The organism is Sphingomonas sp. PAMC 26621 (assembly GCF_000251145.1).
Lineage (GTDB): Bacteria > Pseudomonadota > Alphaproteobacteria > Sphingomonadales > Sphingomonadaceae > Sphingomonas.
This window is the reverse complement of sequence record NZ_AIDW01000019.1, coordinates 145009-161730: the sequence shown is the minus strand read 5'-3', so window position 1 is coordinate 161730 and position 16722 is coordinate 145009. Positions and strand designations below refer to the sequence as shown.

The following is a 16722-nucleotide window of genomic DNA, read 5'->3' as shown; positions in this document are numbered from 1 at the left end:
GTACGCGCGGTCGCGGCATAGGCCGCGATCCCGCTCAACAGGGTTCCCATTACCAGCAGAACCAGAACACGCTTCATCGATCGTCCCCCCCGGACAGTGTTACGAGGTCACGCACGTCACTCAGGCGCCCGGTGACGGCGGCAGCCGCCGCCATTGCGGGCGAGACCAGGTGCGTGCGCGCACCCGGGCCTTGTCGTCCTACGAAATTCCGATTCGATGTGGAAGCACAGCGGAGACCGGGCGGTACTTTATCGGGGTTCATTGCCAGGCACATCGAGCAGCCCGGCTCGCGCCAGTCGAAACCGGCCTCGACGAAGATGCGGTCGAGGCCCTCGGCCTCGGCCTGTCGCTTGACCAGCCCCGATCCAGGCACGACCAGCGCATGGACGCCATCGGCGACGCGCCGACCGTTCGCGACCGATGCGGCGGCGCGCAGGTCCTCGATCCGGCTGTTGGTGCAACTGCCGATGAAGACATAGTCGATCCCGACGTCCTGCATCGCGGTGCCCGCGGTCAGCCCCATATAGTCCAGCGATTTCCGCGCGGCGTCGCGCTTTGCCGGGTCGGCGAAGCTGTCGGGGTCGGGGACGTGGCCCGTGATCGCGACGACATCCTCGGGGCTGGTGCCCCAGGTCAGCAGCGGCGCGATGTCGGTCGCGTCGAGCGTGACGACACGGTCGTAGCGCGCGCCGGGGTCGCTCGGCAGCGTCCGCCAATAGGCAACCGCCCGGTCCCAGGCATCGCCCTTGGGTGCCATCGGCTTGCCCTTGAGATAGGCGAAGGTCGTCTCGTCCGGCGCGACCAGTCCGGAACGCGCGCCGGCCTCGATCGACATGTTGGCGACCGTCAGCCGCCCCTCGATCGACATTCTGCGGATGACCGAGCCGGTATATTCGAGCACATGCCCGGTCCCGCCCGCAGCCCCGATCTTTCCGATGATCGCTAGGATCACGTCCTTGGGCGTGATCCCGAAGCCCAACGTCCCGTCGACGCGGATTTCCATCGTCTTGGACTGGCCGAGCAGCAAGGTCTGGGTCGCGAGCACATGCTCGACCTCACTCGTCCCGATCCCGAATGCGAGCGCCCCCAGTGCGCCATGCGCGGAGGTGTGGCTGTCGCCGCAGACCAGGGTCGTGCCGGGGAGGGTGAAGCCCTGTTCGGGCCCGACGACATGGACGATCCCCTGCGCCGCCGCGACCGCATCGATATAATCGATCCCGAAGTCGCGCGTGTTGCGCTCGAGCGCGTCGAGCTGCGCTGCGCTTTCGGGATCGGTGATCGGCAGGCGGACACCCTGCGCATCGCGTCGCGCGGTGGTGGGAAGGTTGTGATCGGGGACCGCGAGCGTCAGATCGGGCCGACGGACGGTGCGGCCATTGGCGCGGAGCCCGGCGAACGCTTGCGGGCTGGTCACTTCGTGAACAAGGTGGCGGTCGATATAGATCAGGCAGGTGCCATCGTCGCGTCGCTCGACGACGTGGTCGGCCCAGATCTTCTCGTACAGGGTTAAGGGACGGCTTGCCATCCGCCGCGCTCTAGCGGAAAACTGCGCGAACGCAATTCCAAACGTCGCTTTATTGCGCGGAGGGGTGGTTCTGTTCGCGCACCAGATACGCTTGAATCGCCGCGATCTCGTCCTCGGTCAGCATCTTGAGATCACCCCTCGCGACACGGCTCATCAGTCCGAGATCGCGCGGGGTCATACCGACGCCTGTTCGCAGCAAGGTGTGAAAAGCCTTTGGCTCGTAGGCCGCGCCAACTTGCGCGAGGGCAGGAATGATCGTCGCGGGCGCACCTTCTTCGGGCTTGGCCTGATGGAGGTCATGGCATGCGAGACAGGATACATGCGCGAAATACCGACCGGTCTCGGTCGGACGGAGGGGCGGAGCATGGTCGATCGGCCTGAACTTGCTGTCAAGTGCCCCGGTCAGGATCAGAAACCGGCCGAGCGGGCCATAGGAGACGGTGCCGGGAACGTCGTGCGGGGTTGGTCGCAGCGTGCGGACCCAGCCGATGATCCGCGCGACGTCGCCGTCCGCAAGATGCATCAGCGCCTGGGTCGGCATGACATGCAGTGCGGTGCCATCGCGTTTGACGCCGTGGCGGATCAGCCGCACCAGCTCTGCATCGGAATAGACCGCCGCGCGGCGCGCGATCGCGGGCGCGGCGATCCTGCCGATCATGACATCCTCGGCGAGCACGCGACCCGTCCCATCCTGCGAATGGCACCCCCGGCATCCCACGATCCGCGCCAGTCGACCGCCCTCCACCAATCCCGCGGATGACCGGTCCGCGACGATCGGCTCGATCAGCGTCGCATGGGTTTGCCGCAGCACCCATTCCGACCCGGCGTACAGCAGGACGAGCGCGAACGTGATCATTCCGACCAGCGCAACCGACGTGCGTTTTACCCAGATCATGAAGCCCCCCAGCCGCATCGCGCCCAAGCGCCGTCACGGTTTCCTAAGCAGAAAACGGCCAAAGGCGCGAGCGCGCCGGGGGGTTCTAAGGTCAGCGGTCTCCGAGTGCCGTGTCGAGGAACGCCACGCTGTCGGCGAGCACGCTGGAGCGCGCGCGGAACGGGCGGGAGAGCGCCATGACGATCGCTTCATGTGTCTGGCCGGGATAGTTTTTCACCGTCACCACGGCACCGTGGGCATGCAGCGCGGCGGCGAGCCGAAGCGCATTGCGCGGGCGGACGGTGGTGTCCGCGGTGCCCGTGATGAGCAACATCGGCGGGGCATCGCCGCGCGCGAAGGTGATCGGCTGCGTCATCCGTGGATCGGCAACGCCCTTGAACGCCTCACGCGCGCGACTCGAGGTCCAGGGGTAGAAGTCATACGGACCGCATAAGGGGACCGCCGCGCGAACGATCCGCGGATCGACCCCTTCCGCCTGCAGCCAGCGGCGGTCGAGCGCGAGCATGGCGACCGTATAGGCGCCCGCCGAATGCCCCGACAGCGCGATCCGCGCGGGATCGCCGCCAAACGCGGCGACGTGATCGCGGGTCCAGCGGACCGCCTTCGCGCCGTCCTGCAGCATTGCCGGGAAGCGGATCGCGGGGACCTTGCGATAATCGGGAACCACGACGACGAACCCCGCCCTGGCAAACGCGCGCGCGGCGAAAGCGTAGGCCGCGCGATCGCCCTTCACCCAGCCGCCGCCATACCAGAAGATGACAACCGGGCGTTTGGCGTCACCGGCATCGGCGGGCCGCCAGACGTCGAGCGTCTGGCCGTGGCTTCCGAACGCAATCGCATTACCCGGCCGCTCGACCCCGATCCCGCCGCCCGCGAGCGCATCGATGAGGCTCAGGATGCCGGGGGGCGACACGAACACGGCAATCAAAGCCACCAGAAGCCCGAACGCCAGCGCGGTGCCGAGCAGCCAGCGCCTCACATTACATACTTTGCCGTGGTCTTGGCGGCAATCTCGTCCGCGGTCACGCCGGGGGCCATCTCGACGAGCCTGAACGGCGACTGGTGATCGGGTCGCTGGAACACCGCGAGATCAGTGACGATCATGTCGACGACGTTCTTGCCGGTCAGCGGCAGCGTGCATGCGGGGATGAACTTGGGGTCGCCGTTCTTGGAGGTATGCTCCATCACGACGATGATCTTCTTGACGCCAGCGACCAGATCCATCGCGCCGCCCATGCCCTTGATCATCTTGCCCGGGATCATCCAGTTGGCGATGTCGCCATTCTCGGCGACTTCCATCGCGCCCAGCACGGTCAGGTCGATATGCCCGCCGCGGATCATCGCGAAACTGTCGGATGAGCTGAAATAGGAGGATTGCGGCAGTTCGCTGATCGTCTGCTTGCCCGCGTTGATCAGGTCCGCATCTTCTTCACCCGCAAGCGGGAAGGGGCCGATCCCCAACATTCCGTTCTCGGACTGGAGCGTCACTTCGACGCCCGCCGGGATGTGATTGGCGACGAGCGTCGGGATGCCGATACCGAGGTTGACGTAGAAGCCGTCCTGCAACTCGCGCGCGGCGCGGGCTGCCATTTGGTCGCGAGTCCAGACCATCACTTGTCTCCTGCGGGCGGTGCCCAGCGTTTGTCTTGCGGGAAGATATCGTCGAGCCCGCCCTTGAGCGCGGTGCCATAGACGGGGTTGGGCAATACAAACCAGCCCGCGCCGAAGTGCGCGGCGATCGGACCCGACAGTACCGTCGCACGGCGGGGCGCGGGGGCGAGCCCGGCGTTGAACAGGTCGCTGAAATCGCCGAGCTGGTCGCCACCCATTGCGACGACGCAGAACTTCGCGGCGATCATCGCGCGGCGCCCGTCCTTGCGGCTTCCCATCGCGTCGTCGCCGGACAGGTAGAGCGTCTCGCCATGGACCGCGGGGCCGAGGCCAGCGGCTTCGATGGTGGCGCGGGTGACGGCGGCATTGGCGGCGGAGCGGTTGGTGTTGAAGATGACCGTCACGCCCATGCGGCGAAGCTCCGCCAGGGCTACAACCGCGCCGGGCTGTGGCGCGACCTTGTCGAGGTCGCCGCGCTCCCAGGCGTTCCAGACTTTCTGGTCATAGGGCGCGGGATGCGCTGCGTCGTTTGCTTCGAATCCAAGGTTGAGCAGCACGGTTTCGTCCACGTCGAACACGACCGCTTTTGGTTTCGTCCCGCACGGCACCCAGCGCGGCGCGGCGAGCGACGCGCCTTCGGCGAGGATCACGGATTCGGCTGGCGATGCCGCGACTTTTTGCGCGACGAAGCCGGTCAGCTGCCGCCATGTCTGCAGCGCCTGCGCCGCCGCTTCGCCGGATCCGTACAGATATTGCATTCCGGGCGGGACGGCGGGGGTGCTGGCGAGCGGAACCGCCTGCGTCGTGGTGCAGGCGGAGAGCGCCAGCGCCAAAACCAGAAAGCCCCTCCCCTTCAGGAGTGTCGGGTCGGCCATGCCCCCGGCATGGCCTGAAGGGTGAGGGGCATCCTTCACCCGACACTGGATTGGGGGTGGGGAAGTGCCTCGCCGAGAGCCCGGCTCTGCTGGACTGCCCCACCCCAACCCCTCCCCTAAAGGGGAGGGGCTTGTTCCGTCTCCGAAGATCACGCCGCCTCGCGGACCGTGCGGAACTCGATCTTCTTCTCGTAGGGAGCGCCGAGAATCAGCCGCTGGACGTAAATGCCCGGCAGATGGATGCAGTCCGGATCGAGCGACCCGACCGGGACGATCTCCTCGACCTCGGCGACGCAGATCTTCCCGGCGGTCGCCATCGGCTGGTTGAAGTTGCGTGCGGTCTTGCGGAAGATGAGGTTGCCGCTTTCGTCCGCCTTCCAGCCCTTGATGATCGCGAGATCGGCGCGGATGCCGCGTTCGAGGATGAACTCCTCGCCGTCGAAGGTCTTCACTTCCTTGCCCTCGGCGACCAGCGTGCCGACCCCGGTCTTGGTATAGAAGCCGGGAATGCCAGCGCCGCCCGCGCGGCAGCGCTCGGCGAGCGTGCCCTGCGGGCAGAATTCGACCTCGAGCTCGCCTGCCAGATATTGCCGCTCGAATTCCTTGTTCTCGCCGACATAGCTCGAGATCATCTTCTTGATCTGGCGACTGCGCAACAGCTTGCCGAGGCCTTCGCCGTCGATCCCGGCATTGTTGCTCGCGATCGTCAGATCCGTGGTGCCCGCGGCGAGGATCGCGGCGATCAGCCGTTCGGGAACGCCGGCCAGCCCGAACCCGCCCGCGCAGATCGTCATACCGTCGAAAAGCACGCCCTCCAGGGCGGCGGCGGCGTCGGGGTAGATCTTACGCATTGGCTGGTCCTTTCGGATGTTGCCGCCCGATTAGGGCGGGGGAGGGCGGCGGGTCAAGCCGCCGCCACGGTCAGACCTGCGCGCCGAACAAATGCCCGATTCCTGCCGTCACCGCCATCGCCAGCGCCCCCCAGAACAGCACCCGCACCGCGCCGCGCCACAAGGACGCGCCGCCGATCTTCGCCCCGGTCGCGCCGAGCGCCGCGAGCAACACGAGTGTCGCGATGACCACCGCCTCGATCAGCGCGGTGCCGCGGAACAGCACCGCCATCATCACCGGGAAGATCGCACCCACCGAAAAACTCGCCGCCGACGCAAGCGCGGCCTGGACCGGGCGGGCTTCGAGCGCCTCGTGAATCCCGAGTTCGTCGCGCATGTGCGCGCCGAGCGCGTCGTGGGCCATCAGCTGCTGCGCGACCTGAAGCGCGAGCGCGGAGTCCAGCCCGCGGTGCCGATAGATCGCGGCGAGCTCGTGCGTCTCGGCCTTGGGGTCCTCTTCGAGTTCCGCGGCCTCGCGCGCGCGGTCGGCGGCTTCGGTATCGGCCTGCGAGCTGACCGAGACATATTCGCCCGCGGCCATCGACATTGCGCCGGCGACGAGCCCGGCGATCCCGGTCAGCACGATCTCGGACGGGGCGCGCGACGCCGCCGCGACCCCCACGATCAGGCTCGCGGTCGAGAGGATTCCGTCGTTCGCCCCGAGGACCGCCGCGCGGAGCCAGCCGATCCGCTGGACGAGATGTTTTTCACCATGTCTTATCATCGCTTTGCCCTAGCCGGACCGGTCTCAATACGCCAGCGCGAGCCCGGCGCGCGGCCAGTCCATTCGGACGAGCTGCCCGGTGCCCGACAAGGTGATGTACGCGGTCCGCCGGTCCGCGCCGCCCCAGCAGATGTTGGTTGTGAACGGATCGGGCGTGGGGACGAACTCGACCAGGTCGCCGGCGGGCGAAATGACCGATATGCCGCTCTCGCCGATCGTCGCGACGCAGATGTTGCCGCCTTCCTCGACCCCGAGTGAATCGAAGAACTTGTACCCCGCCGGGCGATACAGCGGGATGCCTGCGCCGCCGAGCCCCGCCGTCTGGTCGACCTTGCCCGGCGCGGTGATATCGAAGGCCATCAGCCGGCAGGTATAGGTCTCCGCGGCATACAGCCGCTTGCCATCGGGCGAGAGACCGATGCCGTTCGGGTTCTCGCTCGGGAAGATGACCTCCTCGAGATGGCTGCCGTCGGCCTTGGCGTAGAAGATCCCCGTGACGTCGCGTTCGCGCTCGCGGGTCTTGCCGTGGTCGGTGAACCAGAAGCCGCCATGGGTGTCGAACACGATATCGTTCGGCCCGCGCAACGCGCAGCCGAAATCGCCGTCGCGGTACACCGTCTCGACCGCGCCGGTCACGAGGTCGATCCGCTCGATCCTGCCTCCCGAATAATCGCGCGCCTGGCCGTGTGGAATCAGCAACCCGCTGGGGTGTTCCAGATACTCGAACCCGCCGTTGTTGCAGCAATACAGCTTGCCGTCGGGCCCGAGCGCGAGGCCGTTCGGACCCCCGCCAGGTTCGGCGACGATCGAGACCGTACCATCGGGGGCCACCCGGCTGATCCGCCCGGCTGCGATCTCGACCAGCACCACGCTGCCGTCGGGCAGCGCGACCGGTCCTTCGGGGAAGCGCAGGCCTTGCGCGACGGGGATCAATGTCACCAGTCCTCTCCTTTTTCGGCAGAGTTTACCGAGCGTCTGCAACCCGGCAAGGCCGCTCTTGACTACAGACGTAAACGGTATGATTACGCACGTAGTCAGTACGGAGGCGACTCGAATGGCCGACAAGATCAGTGATGCCGAACACGCGGTTATGGAGGTGCTGTGGGATGAAAGCCCCCTGACCGCGCAAGACGTGGCCGAGCGAATTCCGGCGACGCGAGACTGGACGGCCAATACCGTCAAGACGTTACTGGGTCGTCTCCTCGCCAAGAACATCATCGCGCACGAAGCCGATGGGCGTCGGTATTTGTACCGGCCACTGGTCGAGCGTACAGATTATGTCGCAGGCGAATCGAAGCGCCTGATCGACCGGCTGTTCGGGGGCAAGCTGACACCGCTGGTCGCGCATCTTGCCGAACGCGACGAACTGACCGCACAAGACATTTCGGAAATCGAGGCATTGCTGAAGGGGCTGAAGGGATGATCGGGCCGGTCGGAGCAAGCTGGGCAATCGAGGCGCTGGTCGCATCGAGCCTGCTGATGGTGCTGGTGCTGCTGTTGCGCGGCCCCGTGCGGCGCGCGTTCGGGGCGCATGTCGCTTATGCCTTGTGGGCGCTGCCGGTGTTGCGCCTCGCGCTGCCACCGCTCTCCGCGCCGTGGCGCGACGCGACGGTGGCGTCGTTCCATGCGGCGGCGGTCGACCCGGTATTGCGCGCGGCCGAACCGGCGACGGTGCTGCTGGCCGCGCCCGCGCTTGAGGCGGATCCGGTGGCGGGATGGACGTGGGTCGTCCCGGTCATCGGTTTGCTCTGGCTGGTCGGGGCGGGCGCGTTCTTCGTCTGGCACGCAGTCGCGCATCGGCGGTTCTGCGCGCGGATGCTCGCGAGCGTTGGACAGCGGGTCGAACTCGATGGCGTCAGCGTGATCGAGAGCGATGCGGCGAGTGGCCCGCTCGCGTTCGGGATCGTGCGCCGCTATGTCGCCTTCCCGCCCGATTTCGCCGAGCGGTACGAGCCGGAGGAACGCGACCTCGCGCTTGCGCATGAGATGGGGCACCATGAACGCGGCGATCTGATCGCGAACTGGATCGCGCTCGCCGTGCTCGCGCTGCACTGGTTCAACCCGATCGCGTGGCGCGCCTTCCGTGCCTTCCGCGCCGACCAGGAAATCGCCAACGATGCGCGCGTGCTGGCGGGCATGAACCCGATGCGGCGGCACACCTATGCCTGCGCGATCGTCAAGGCGGCGCATCCCGCGCTGTACGGTTCGGTGGCGGCGACGTGCCATCTCAACACGATCGACGATCTCAAGGGGCGGCTGCGCGTCCTGACGACGCAGCGCATCTCGAAACTGCGGCTGGCGAGCGGCGGCCTCGTGATCGCGGCGCTGACGCTGGGCGGGCTCGGGCTGACCGCGTCGGGAAGCGCGGCGGCGGAGAAGGTCCGGTCGGGCGTAGCAAAAGCGACCGGCGTCGATATCGCCGCGCTCGTTCCACCGCCGGCGCCCGCCGAAGACGACGCAACCGTCGCCCCGGTCGCAACTGCGACGTCCGGCACGGTGGAGGAGGGTGCGGAACCGTATCACGAGCGCAACACGCGGACCTCGGCAGCGGTCGCCCCCGTCGCGCCCGTTCCGCCCGTCGCGCCCGTTCCGCCTGTAGCACCCGTCGCGCCCGTCGCACCGACCGCGCCGGAACCCCCGGTCGCGCCGGAAGCGCCCGAACTGGCCGAACGTCCGGAGACATCGCCCGGTGCCGACGGAACCTGGGTCGTCAGCACCACGACCGACGGCAGGCGGGTCGTCCGGCATGGCCGTTACGTCAAGCTCGGCAAGAATGGTGCGGTGACGGTCGTGGGGGAAGACGGGGCGGTCGCTTCGGTTTCGCGCCCGCCCGCGGTGCCCGACGTGCGCTCGCGCAAGTGCGGCAACCGGGGTGACGGCAAGCGCCTGACGATCGAGGATCGGCATGACGGGCGTCGCCGGATCGTGATCTGCGAGGACCGGATCGCGGCCGCGCAGGCACGCGGCGCGGCAGCGGCGGCGCGGGGGGCACAGCTTGCCGCGAACGGCCGGGATACCGAGCGCAACGCCTATCTCCACGCGCTGACGAACCTTCGCACTGCGCGCGCGCGGATGACGCTCAACCGCGATATGCCGTCGGACGCGCGGACTCACGCGCTGCAGGGCATGGACTCGGCGATCGCGGACCTCCAGGCGAATCTGGCGCGGGTTCGCTGAAGCTGCGCGCGACGGACCCCTGCCAAGGGTTGCGTCGCGCGCGGCAAGCCGCCATCTCGGGGGCATGACCGAGCAACAGACCGGCGTGCCCGAGCAGCGCGAACGCCTCGTCGCCCGGGTGCTCGCACCCAATCCCTCGCCCTTCACCCATACCGGTACGCAAGTGCATCTGGTCGGCACGCGCGACCTCGCAGTGATCGATCCGGGGCCGGACACGCCGGCGCATATCGACGCGCTGGTCGCGGCGATCGCGGGGCGCCCCGTCACCGCGATCGTCGTGACGCATACCCACCGCGACCACAGCCCGGGAACACGCCCGCTCGCCGCGATCACCGGCGCGCCGATCGTCGGTTGCGTGCCGCTCGCGCTCGACGATCTCGGGCCGCGCGCGGATGCGTCCTTCGACGCGGATTATGCGCCAGACCGGGTGCTGCGCGAGGGCGACAGTGTCGGCGGGGAGGGGTGGACGCTCACCGCGATCGCGACGCCGGGGCACACCTCCAACCATCTCGCCTTCGCGCTTCCCGAGAGCAAGGCACTGTTCTCGGGCGATCATGTGATGGGCTGGTCGACCAGCATCGTCTCACCCCCCGATGGCGACATGGCGGCCTATATGACGAGCCTCGAGAAACTGATGGGGCGTGACGACCGCATTTATTACCCAGGGCATGGCGACCCGGTCGAGAACCCGCAGCGGCTGGTGCGCGGGATGCTCGGGCATCGCAAGCAGCGCGAGGGGCAGATCCTGCGGTTGCTCCGCGCCGCGCCCGCGAGCGTCCCGGCGATGGTCTCGCGCATGTATGTCGGGATCGATCCGCGCCTGTTCCCGGCGGCGGAACGCTCGGTGCTCGCGCATCTGATCGACCTGGCGCAGCGCGGGCTGGTGCGCGAAGACGGCGATGCGTGGATGGCTGCGGCATGACGTTCCTCGGCAAGTTCGCAGGCGCGCTCGCGCTGATCGCACTGTTCATCCTCGCGCTGTTCTGGGGCATCGGCGCGCTGGTGGAGAAGCGGCTCGCCGGGCCCGATCCAGTGACGATCGCAAGCGGATCGTTGCAGGGGCTGCGCGAGCAGAACCGGTTGTCGGCGTTCGCCGCGCGGTTCGTCGCGGTGTCGACCTCGACTCAGTCGCAATATGGGCTGACCAGCAAGAAGACGCTGATCATGCCCGGCAACGTCGACTATCGCGTCGACATGGCGAAGCTGACCGCACGCGACGTCACCTGGGACGCAAAGACCCGCACGCTAGGTGTCGTACTGCCGCCGATCGAGGTGTCGCCGCCGCAGATCGACCTGACGCAAATCCGTGAATATGGCGAGGGCGGGCTGCTCTCTGCGATCAGCGACGCCGATGCGAAGCTCCAGGCGGCGAATCGCGCCGCCGGGCAACGTGAGCTGATTCGGCAGGCGCACGAGCCGGTGCCGATGACCCTCGCGCGGGATGCGACTCGCCGCGCGGTCGAGCACAGCTTTGCCTTGCCCTTGAAAGCGGCGGGGCTCGATGCGACCGTGAAGGTCCGCTTTGCCGACGAAGCGCATGATTCCAGTGATGTCTGGGACACGACCCGGTCAATCGCCGACGTCCTCGGCAATCGGCAATAGGCAGGGGGCGAAACGCTTCCCGACGTGGGATCGATATCGCCTGCCCTCCGAAAATGTGATAACGTCTGCGTATCGAGATTTTCGGGGGAGAATCGCGGGTGGCGACACAGGCATCACAGATCGGGGTTCCGATCGAGCGCGAACGCGCGTTCTTTTTCGCGATGGCGATCGCGATCGTGCTTACGACCGTATCGGGGTTCGTGCTGCAATTCGTCATGGGGCGGTCGAGCATCGCATCGCCATGGTGGGTGCATCTCCATGGAATGACCTCGGTCGGCTGGCTCGCGCTTTATGCGATGCAGAACTATCTGGTATTCCACGGGTCGCTGGCAACGCATCGGCGGCTCGGCTGGGTGGCCAGTTGGTATCTCGGCTGGATGGTGGCGGTCGGGCTGTCGACGACGACGGTCGCTGCGGCGGCGCACCGCATTCCGTTCTTCTTCGAACCCAATGTCTTTTTGGTGATGGATTATCTCACCGTCCTGGTGTTCGCCGGGCTGACCCTCGCCGGCGTGGCGCTCCGCGCCCGGACCGACTGGCACCGGCGGCTGATGCTGTGCGCCGCGATCCTGGTGATGACGCCCGGGGTAGGGCGGTTACTCCCGCTGCCGCTGATGGGGACGTGGATCCTGTGGTCGATCTGGCTGGTCATGGCGGTCTATGTCGGCATCGCGATGACGTTCGACGTGATGACGCGCGGCAGGATTCATCCCGCCTATTTCTGGGGCTTCGGCGCGATCACGCTCGACACGGCGCTGATGCGCCCGCTCGCCTTCTCGCCGCCGGTCCTGGCGCTGACAAGAGCGTTGATGGGTTGATCACCGTCGCCGCTGGGGCCATGTGGGCCGCAGACAAGGCGGGAGGATGGTGATGGACGCACGCGGTGGTATCGGCGGAACGCTGACGGGGCTCGACCTGCGGGCGGAGATCGACCGTTTGCGCAAGGACCGCAACGCGGTAATCCTCGCGCATTATTATCAGAAGCCCGAGATCCAGGACCTCGCCGATTTCGTCGGCGACAGCCTCGACCTGTCGAAGAAGGCGGCCGCGACCGACGCCGACGTCATCGCGTTCTGCGGCGTGCGCTTCATGGCGGAGACCGCCAAGATCCTGAGCCCCGACAAGATCGTCGTTCTGCCCGATCTCGACGCCGGATGCAGCCTCGAGGATAGCTGCCCACCCGACCAGTTCGCCGCGTTCCGCGCTGCGCATCCCGATCACATCGCGCTGACGTACATCAATTGCTCGACCGAGGTGAAGGCACTCAGCGACGTTATCGTCACCTCGTCCTCCGCCGAGAAGATCCTCAGCCAGATCCCGCTCGATCAGAAGATCATCTTCGGTCCGGACAAGAATCTGGGGGGCTATCTCGCGCGCAAGACCGGACGCGAGATGCTGCTGTGGCCGGGCGTGTGCATCGTGCACGAGGCCTTCAGCGAAACCGAACTGCTCAAGCTCCAGCTCCGGCATCCCGGCGCGCCGATCGCGGCACATCCCGAATGCCCACCCTATATTCTGGATCACGCGGATTACGTCGGGTCCACCAGCGCGATCCTCGCATTCGCCGACTCGATGCCGGGCGACACGCTGATCGTCGCGACCGAGCCGCACATCATCCATCAAATGGAGAAAGCCGCGCCGCACAAGACCTTCATCGGGGCTCCCGGCGCGGACGGAAATTGCAACTGCAACATCTGTCCGTACATGGCGCTCAACACGATGGAAAAGCTCTACGTGGCCTTGCGCGATCTCAGCCCGCGGATCGAAATCGAGGAAGATCTGCGACTTCGGGCGAAGAAGAGCCTCGACGCGATGCTCGCTATGGCGAGCGGTACGGTCGGGATGGGGGACCTCGGTCCGTTACGCGTTTCGGGCGACTAACGCAGGATAATGCAGCGCGCGTGGGAAAGGGCGACACTCCCCCGCATGTCGCGCTACTATTTCCATGTCGAGAACCAGGAGTCCTACACCCGGGACGAAAACGGGATGGAGTTCGACAGTCTCGAACGCGCCCGCAACGAAGCGTCCGACGCGGCGGGTGAAATTCTGACGTCCGACTTGCGCGCGGGCAAGACCAACGTGGTTTTCCAGATTCAGGTCGAGGATGGTAACGACAAGCGCTTGATGACGCTTGTCGTTACCGGAGCGGTCGCCGCACAATCCCGGAACGCTTCAGGCCAGCGTGAGGTCAGCTCTGACCGAGATGAAGATAGCGCGGATTGAAGTCGCTCGCGTCGCGCAGGCCGACCCAGTCGACGATACGAATCTTGCGCCTGTCGCGCTCGATCAGTCCGCGTTGGGCCAGTGCCTTGAGTACCCGATTGACGTGCACCGGGGTCAACCCGACCGTGTCGCCCAGCTGCTCCTGAGTCATCGGCAAATCATAGGCACCCGTCGTAGCGATCCCGGCGGCTTCCAACCGGAGCGAAAATTCGCACAGCAGATGCCCGACCCGGGTATGGGCGTCGCGACGGCCGATGTTGACGATCCATTCGCGAAAGATCGAGGAATCGATCAAAGACGTCCGCCACATCGCGGTCGCGATCGCGGGCCGCGTGGTGACGACCGTGCGCAGTGCGCCGATATCGATGTCGGCGATCTGGGTTCGCGTAAGGGCCTGGACGTTATGGTCGGATTCGTTGAGCCACAAATTCTGCAGATCGACGAACTCACCGGGAATTTGCAACGAGACGATCTGCCGCGCGCCGTTGCTGGTCAGTTTCTGGCGATACGTGAATCCCGACAGGATGAAGGCGCAACGTGCCGGTTTCTCCCCCTCGCGAACGAGATAGGTGGAGGGTTCGATCTGGCGGGGGGAAAGCTGGAGACCGCGAAGTGCGGCATAATCGTCCTCGTCGAGCGCTGCATGACGCGTGAGGCTGGCGATAATGGAATCGTGTATAGAATTTCGCTGCATTGGCTTCCCGCTAAAGGGCGGGAGCATGTCGCATCTCTCTGTCCCCGAAGCCCTTGTAGCGTTCCGGCGATGTCCTTGCTCTAACACAGGTGGCAAAAAACCTTATCAACATTTATCAAATATAATAGCAACGTAGGTTAAGCTTCGCCCTGTAAGTAACTGTCAGCACAAGGTTAACGTCCGAAGCCCATTTCGAAAGGATTTGGTCCGAAACGATCCCATACCCCTGAGGCGCGTTTCGTTCAAACGGCGGGTCAGTCCGCTCCCCGGGCGGGGTTCCGCCACCGGGGTCATCGCGGGATAGTAGACGCGGGCGCGGTCGAACCGATCGCGGAACCCACCCACCCGCCGCTTCGGCCAAGAACCGGGCCGGCCCGACGGTCCTGACGAAATTGTGGCTGCACCGCGAAGCTTCGGCCGCTAAAGCGAGGCATGACCGATCAGACCACCGCGTTCGCCCTGGAGGGCTTCGATCTCCCGGCCTTCATTTCCGCAACGCTGGCGGAAGATCTTGGCGACGTCGGCGATATCACCTCGCAGGCCGTGATTCCCGAAACCGCCCGTTTCACTGGCGTGATGGACAGCCGCGAAGCGATCGTCGTCGCAGGCCTGCCAATCGCCGAGGCGTTCTTTCGCGCACTCGACCCGGAGGCGGTGATCGAACGGCTGGTCGCGGATGGCGACCGGATCCTCCCCGGAACCGACGTTCTGCGACTCTCGGGCAAGGCCCGCGCGTTGCTCACGGCGGAGCGCTCCGCGCTCAACACCGTCCAGCATCTGTCGGGGATCGCGACGCTCACCCGCACCTATGTCGATGCCATTGCCGGTACAGGTGCGGTTCTTCTCGATACGCGCAAGACGATCCCGGGGCTTCGACGGCTGGAAAAATATGCGACGCGCATGGGCGGCGCGACCAATCATCGGCTGGGGCTGTGGGATGCCGCGATGATCAAGGACAACCATGTCGCGGTGGCAGGCGGGATCGCTCCTGCCGTCGCGCGCGCAGTTTCGGCCGGGATCGCGCGGATCATCGTCGAGGTCGACTCCCTGGACCAGATTGCGGAAGCCCTGGATGCCGGCGCGACGCACCTGCTGCTCGACAATATGGACGTGACGACGTTGCGTGCGGCGGTCGCGATTGTCGGCGGGCGCGTTCCGACCGAGGCATCGGGGGGCGTGCGGCTCGACACGATCCGCGCGATTGCCGAAACCGGCGTGACCTACGTCAGCGTCGGACGGCTGACCCAGTCCGCCCCCGCCGCCGACCTCGGGCTCGATTTCGCGCCCTCGCGCTGACCACTGTCGTCGCGTTGCGCTTGTCGGGATCGCCGCTAAGCTTTCGCGATCATCGCCTTTGGGGGGAAGCGAATCATGGAACGTCCGGTGTCGATCATCTGGTTCGAACGCTGTTATCTCGGCGCGACCGCGGTGGGTCTGGTCAACACCGCGCTGTCGTGGAACTCTTCGCTGCAGCGGATGGCGGAAAACCCGGGCGCGGCGCAGTTCGGTCCTGCCTTCGGGGGCAACATCCTCCTGTTCGGAACGGCGATTGCGATCGTCCTCGCGCTGACCCTCTGGTATTTCACCGCGCGGCGACGCTCGGTCGTGACGAAATGGATTATCACCGCGTTTTTCGGTCTGGGAGTCCTCGGCATCGTGACCAGCCTCAGGACCGGTACGACCCAGCCGGGGATCGGCGGGGTGCTGATGATTGTCGCGTTCGTGCTCAACGCCATTGCCGTGTGGCAATTGTTTCGCCCGGATGCGGCGCTTTGGTTCGACGAGGTGGTCGCATGAAGCACGCCCTGACCGCCCTTGCGATGATCACGATGCCCGGCGTCGCTGCCGCGCAGAGCGAGCAATGCAGCATCCCGGCGCAGCTTGCCCGTCCACACCCCGATCTTCCTTCGGAAAGCCAGCCCCGACGGGTCCTGCCGATCGGCAGTTACACGCTCGCGCTCACCTGGGCTCCGGAATATTGCCACAGCAACGCCCGCGACCCGAACGCCCGGTTCGAATGCCGCAGCGGCAATCGGTTCGGGTTCACGCTCCACGGTCTCTGGCCCGATGGCGTTGGCAAGGAATGGCCGCAATATTGCGCTGCTACGCCCATTCTGCCCGACGCGACGATCCGCCGGGCGGTGTGCGCAACGCCGTCGCCGCAATTGATCCAGCACGAATGGGCCAAACATGGCACCTGCATGGGCGTTACGCCGGATGCCTATTTCGCGCGTTCGACCGGCCTGTACGACCGGTTGCGTTTTCCCGATATCCGCGCGTTATCGCGTCGCCCGGTGAACGCAGGGCAGGTGGCAAGCGCGATCGCACGCGCCAACCCGGGTCTGCCAGCCGAAGCCATTCGCGTTACCGTGAACAAGCGTGGCTGGCTCGACGAACTTTGGTTGTGCCTCGACACGCGCTTTGCCTACGCACCTTGCCATCCCGGCTCGGGCGGCGTTTCGCCCGAGACGCCAATGCAGATCTGGCGGGGAAAGCGCTGAGCTAG

The 16722-nt window shown here is 66.2% G+C and carries 19 protein-coding genes; 10 read left to right on the top strand and 9 right to left on the bottom strand.

Features of this window, described 5'->3' with window-relative positions:
* Positions 1-73: 73 nt before the first annotated feature.
* From leuC to RI03_RS10665, 8 genes are all read right to left on the bottom strand, one after another.
* Complete coding sequence (leuC, locus tag RI03_RS10700) at positions 74-1525, bottom strand: 3-isopropylmalate dehydratase large subunit (RefSeq protein ID WP_010217284.1); 1452 nt, start codon at positions 1523-1525, stop codon at positions 74-76.
* A gap of 49 nt (positions 1526-1574) precedes the next feature.
* Positions 1575-2420, bottom strand: coding sequence for a hypothetical protein (locus RI03_RS10695; protein ID WP_026046640.1), 846 nt, complete (start codon positions 2418-2420; stop codon positions 1575-1577).
* Positions 2421-2511: 91 nt separating this feature from the next.
* Complete coding sequence (locus RI03_RS10690; RefSeq protein ID WP_010217281.1) at positions 2512-3399, bottom strand: alpha/beta hydrolase; 888 nt, start codon at positions 3397-3399, stop codon at positions 2512-2514.
* Positions 3396-4031 carry a 3-oxoacid CoA-transferase subunit B gene (locus RI03_RS10685; RefSeq protein WP_010164063.1) on the bottom strand — a complete coding sequence of 212 codons (636 nt, stop codon included), beginning with the start codon at positions 4029-4031 and terminating at the stop codon, positions 3396-3398. The genes RI03_RS10690 and RI03_RS10685 overlap by 4 nt, the downstream gene beginning before the upstream one ends.
* Positions 4031-4906: a 5'-nucleotidase, lipoprotein e(P4) family gene (locus tag RI03_RS10680; protein ID WP_010217280.1), complete on the bottom strand. Its 876-nt coding sequence runs from the start codon at positions 4904-4906 to the stop codon at positions 4031-4033. Before RI03_RS10680 ends, RI03_RS10685 begins: the two co-directional genes overlap by 1 nt.
* Before the next feature lie 149 nt (positions 4907-5055).
* Complete coding sequence (locus tag RI03_RS10675) at positions 5056-5757, bottom strand: CoA transferase subunit A (protein ID WP_010217279.1); 702 nt, start codon at positions 5755-5757, stop codon at positions 5056-5058.
* A 70-nt stretch (positions 5758-5827) separates the two neighbouring features.
* Complete coding sequence (locus RI03_RS10670; protein WP_010217278.1) at positions 5828-6520, bottom strand: VIT1/CCC1 transporter family protein; 693 nt, start codon at positions 6518-6520, stop codon at positions 5828-5830.
* A gap of 24 nt (positions 6521-6544) precedes the next feature.
* Positions 6545-7453: an SMP-30/gluconolactonase/LRE family protein gene (locus RI03_RS10665; protein WP_010217276.1), complete on the bottom strand. Its 909-nt coding sequence runs from the start codon at positions 7451-7453 to the stop codon at positions 6545-6547.
* Positions 7454-7574: 121 nt separating this feature from the next.
* Here RI03_RS10665 and RI03_RS10660 point away from each other — a divergent pair, with 121 nt between their 5' ends.
* The 7 genes from RI03_RS10660 (at position 7575) to RI03_RS10630 (ending at position 13522) form a co-directional block, all read left to right on the top strand.
* Positions 7575-7943 (top strand): BlaI/MecI/CopY family transcriptional regulator, encoded by a 369-nt coding sequence (locus tag RI03_RS10660; RefSeq protein ID WP_010164056.1) that lies wholly within the window; start codon positions 7575-7577, stop codon positions 7941-7943.
* Positions 7940-9697, top strand: coding sequence for a M56 family metallopeptidase (locus tag RI03_RS10655; RefSeq protein WP_010217275.1), 1758 nt, complete (start codon positions 7940-7942; stop codon positions 9695-9697). The genes RI03_RS10660 and RI03_RS10655 overlap by 4 nt, the downstream gene beginning before the upstream one ends.
* A 64-nt stretch (positions 9698-9761) precedes the next feature.
* Positions 9762-10619, top strand: a complete 858-nt coding sequence (locus RI03_RS10650) for an MBL fold metallo-hydrolase (protein ID WP_010217274.1) — start codon at positions 9762-9764, stop codon at positions 10617-10619.
* Positions 10616-11299, top strand: a complete 684-nt coding sequence (locus tag RI03_RS10645; protein WP_010217273.1) for a DUF4230 domain-containing protein — start codon at positions 10616-10618, stop codon at positions 11297-11299. The genes RI03_RS10650 and RI03_RS10645 overlap by 4 nt, the downstream gene beginning before the upstream one ends.
* A 98-nt stretch (positions 11300-11397) precedes the next feature.
* Positions 11398-12117, top strand: a complete 720-nt coding sequence (locus RI03_RS10640) for a hypothetical protein (RefSeq protein WP_010217271.1) — start codon at positions 11398-11400, stop codon at positions 12115-12117.
* Between the two features lie 52 nt (positions 12118-12169).
* Positions 12170-13180, top strand: a complete 1011-nt coding sequence (gene nadA / locus RI03_RS10635) for a quinolinate synthase NadA (RefSeq protein ID WP_026046638.1) — start codon at positions 12170-12172, stop codon at positions 13178-13180.
* Positions 13181-13225: 45 nt separating this feature from the next.
* Complete coding sequence (locus RI03_RS10630) at positions 13226-13522, top strand: DUF6894 family protein (protein ID WP_238542344.1); 297 nt, start codon at positions 13226-13228, stop codon at positions 13520-13522.
* On the opposite strand, the gene RI03_RS10625 is transcribed toward RI03_RS10630, so the two are convergent.
* Complete coding sequence (locus RI03_RS10625; RefSeq protein ID WP_010217265.1) at positions 13488-14216, bottom strand: Crp/Fnr family transcriptional regulator; 729 nt, start codon at positions 14214-14216, stop codon at positions 13488-13490. The genes RI03_RS10630 and RI03_RS10625 overlap by 35 nt on opposite strands.
* Before the next feature lie 432 nt (positions 14217-14648).
* On the opposite strand from RI03_RS10625, the gene nadC reads away from it, so the two are divergent.
* The 3 genes from nadC (at position 14649) to RI03_RS10610 (ending at position 16717) form a co-directional block, all read left to right on the top strand.
* Positions 14649-15512: a carboxylating nicotinate-nucleotide diphosphorylase gene (gene nadC, locus RI03_RS10620; protein WP_010217264.1), complete on the top strand. Its 864-nt coding sequence runs from the start codon at positions 14649-14651 to the stop codon at positions 15510-15512.
* A 75-nt stretch (positions 15513-15587) separates the two neighbouring features.
* Positions 15588-16013, top strand: a complete 426-nt coding sequence (locus tag RI03_RS10615; RefSeq protein ID WP_010217263.1) for a hypothetical protein — start codon at positions 15588-15590, stop codon at positions 16011-16013.
* Positions 16010-16717: a ribonuclease T2 family protein gene (locus RI03_RS10610; RefSeq protein WP_010217262.1), complete on the top strand. Its 708-nt coding sequence runs from the start codon at positions 16010-16012 to the stop codon at positions 16715-16717. Before RI03_RS10615 ends, RI03_RS10610 begins: the two co-directional genes overlap by 4 nt.
* Positions 16718-16722 lie beyond the last annotated feature (5 nt).

Coding starts and splice junctions, on each gene's coding strand:
- RI03_RS10615 (WP_010217263.1), top strand. CDS start 15,588: ATGGAACGTCCGGTGTCGATCATCTGGTTCGAACGCTGTTATCTCGGC.
- RI03_RS10695 (WP_026046640.1), bottom strand. CDS start 2,420: ATGATCTGGGTAAAACGCACGTCGGTTGCGCTGGTCGGAATGATCACG.
- RI03_RS10630 (WP_238542344.1), top strand. CDS start 13,226: ATGTCGCGCTACTATTTCCATGTCGAGAACCAGGAGTCCTACACCCGG.
- RI03_RS10650 (WP_010217274.1), top strand. CDS start 9,762: ATGACCGAGCAACAGACCGGCGTGCCCGAGCAGCGCGAACGCCTCGTC.
- nadC (WP_010217264.1), top strand. CDS start 14,649: ATGACCGATCAGACCACCGCGTTCGCCCTGGAGGGCTTCGATCTCCCG.
- RI03_RS10625 (WP_010217265.1), bottom strand. CDS start 14,216: ATGCAGCGAAATTCTATACACGATTCCATTATCGCCAGCCTCACGCGT.
- RI03_RS10680 (WP_010217280.1), bottom strand. CDS start 4,906: ATGGCCGACCCGACACTCCTGAAGGGGAGGGGCTTTCTGGTTTTGGCG.
- RI03_RS10675 (WP_010217279.1), bottom strand. CDS start 5,757: ATGCGTAAGATCTACCCCGACGCCGCCGCCGCCCTGGAGGGCGTGCTT.
- nadA (WP_026046638.1), top strand. CDS start 12,170: ATGGACGCACGCGGTGGTATCGGCGGAACGCTGACGGGGCTCGACCTG.
- RI03_RS10670 (WP_010217278.1), bottom strand. CDS start 6,520: ATGATAAGACATGGTGAAAAACATCTCGTCCAGCGGATCGGCTGGCTC.
- RI03_RS10655 (WP_010217275.1), top strand. CDS start 7,940: ATGATCGGGCCGGTCGGAGCAAGCTGGGCAATCGAGGCGCTGGTCGCA.
- leuC (WP_010217284.1), bottom strand. CDS start 1,525: ATGGCAAGCCGTCCCTTAACCCTGTACGAGAAGATCTGGGCCGACCAC.
- RI03_RS10610 (WP_010217262.1), top strand. CDS start 16,010: ATGAAGCACGCCCTGACCGCCCTTGCGATGATCACGATGCCCGGCGTC.
- RI03_RS10660 (WP_010164056.1), top strand. CDS start 7,575: ATGGCCGACAAGATCAGTGATGCCGAACACGCGGTTATGGAGGTGCTG.
- RI03_RS10685 (WP_010164063.1), bottom strand. CDS start 4,031: ATGGTCTGGACTCGCGACCAAATGGCAGCCCGCGCCGCGCGCGAGTTG.
- RI03_RS10645 (WP_010217273.1), top strand. CDS start 10,616: ATGACGTTCCTCGGCAAGTTCGCAGGCGCGCTCGCGCTGATCGCACTG.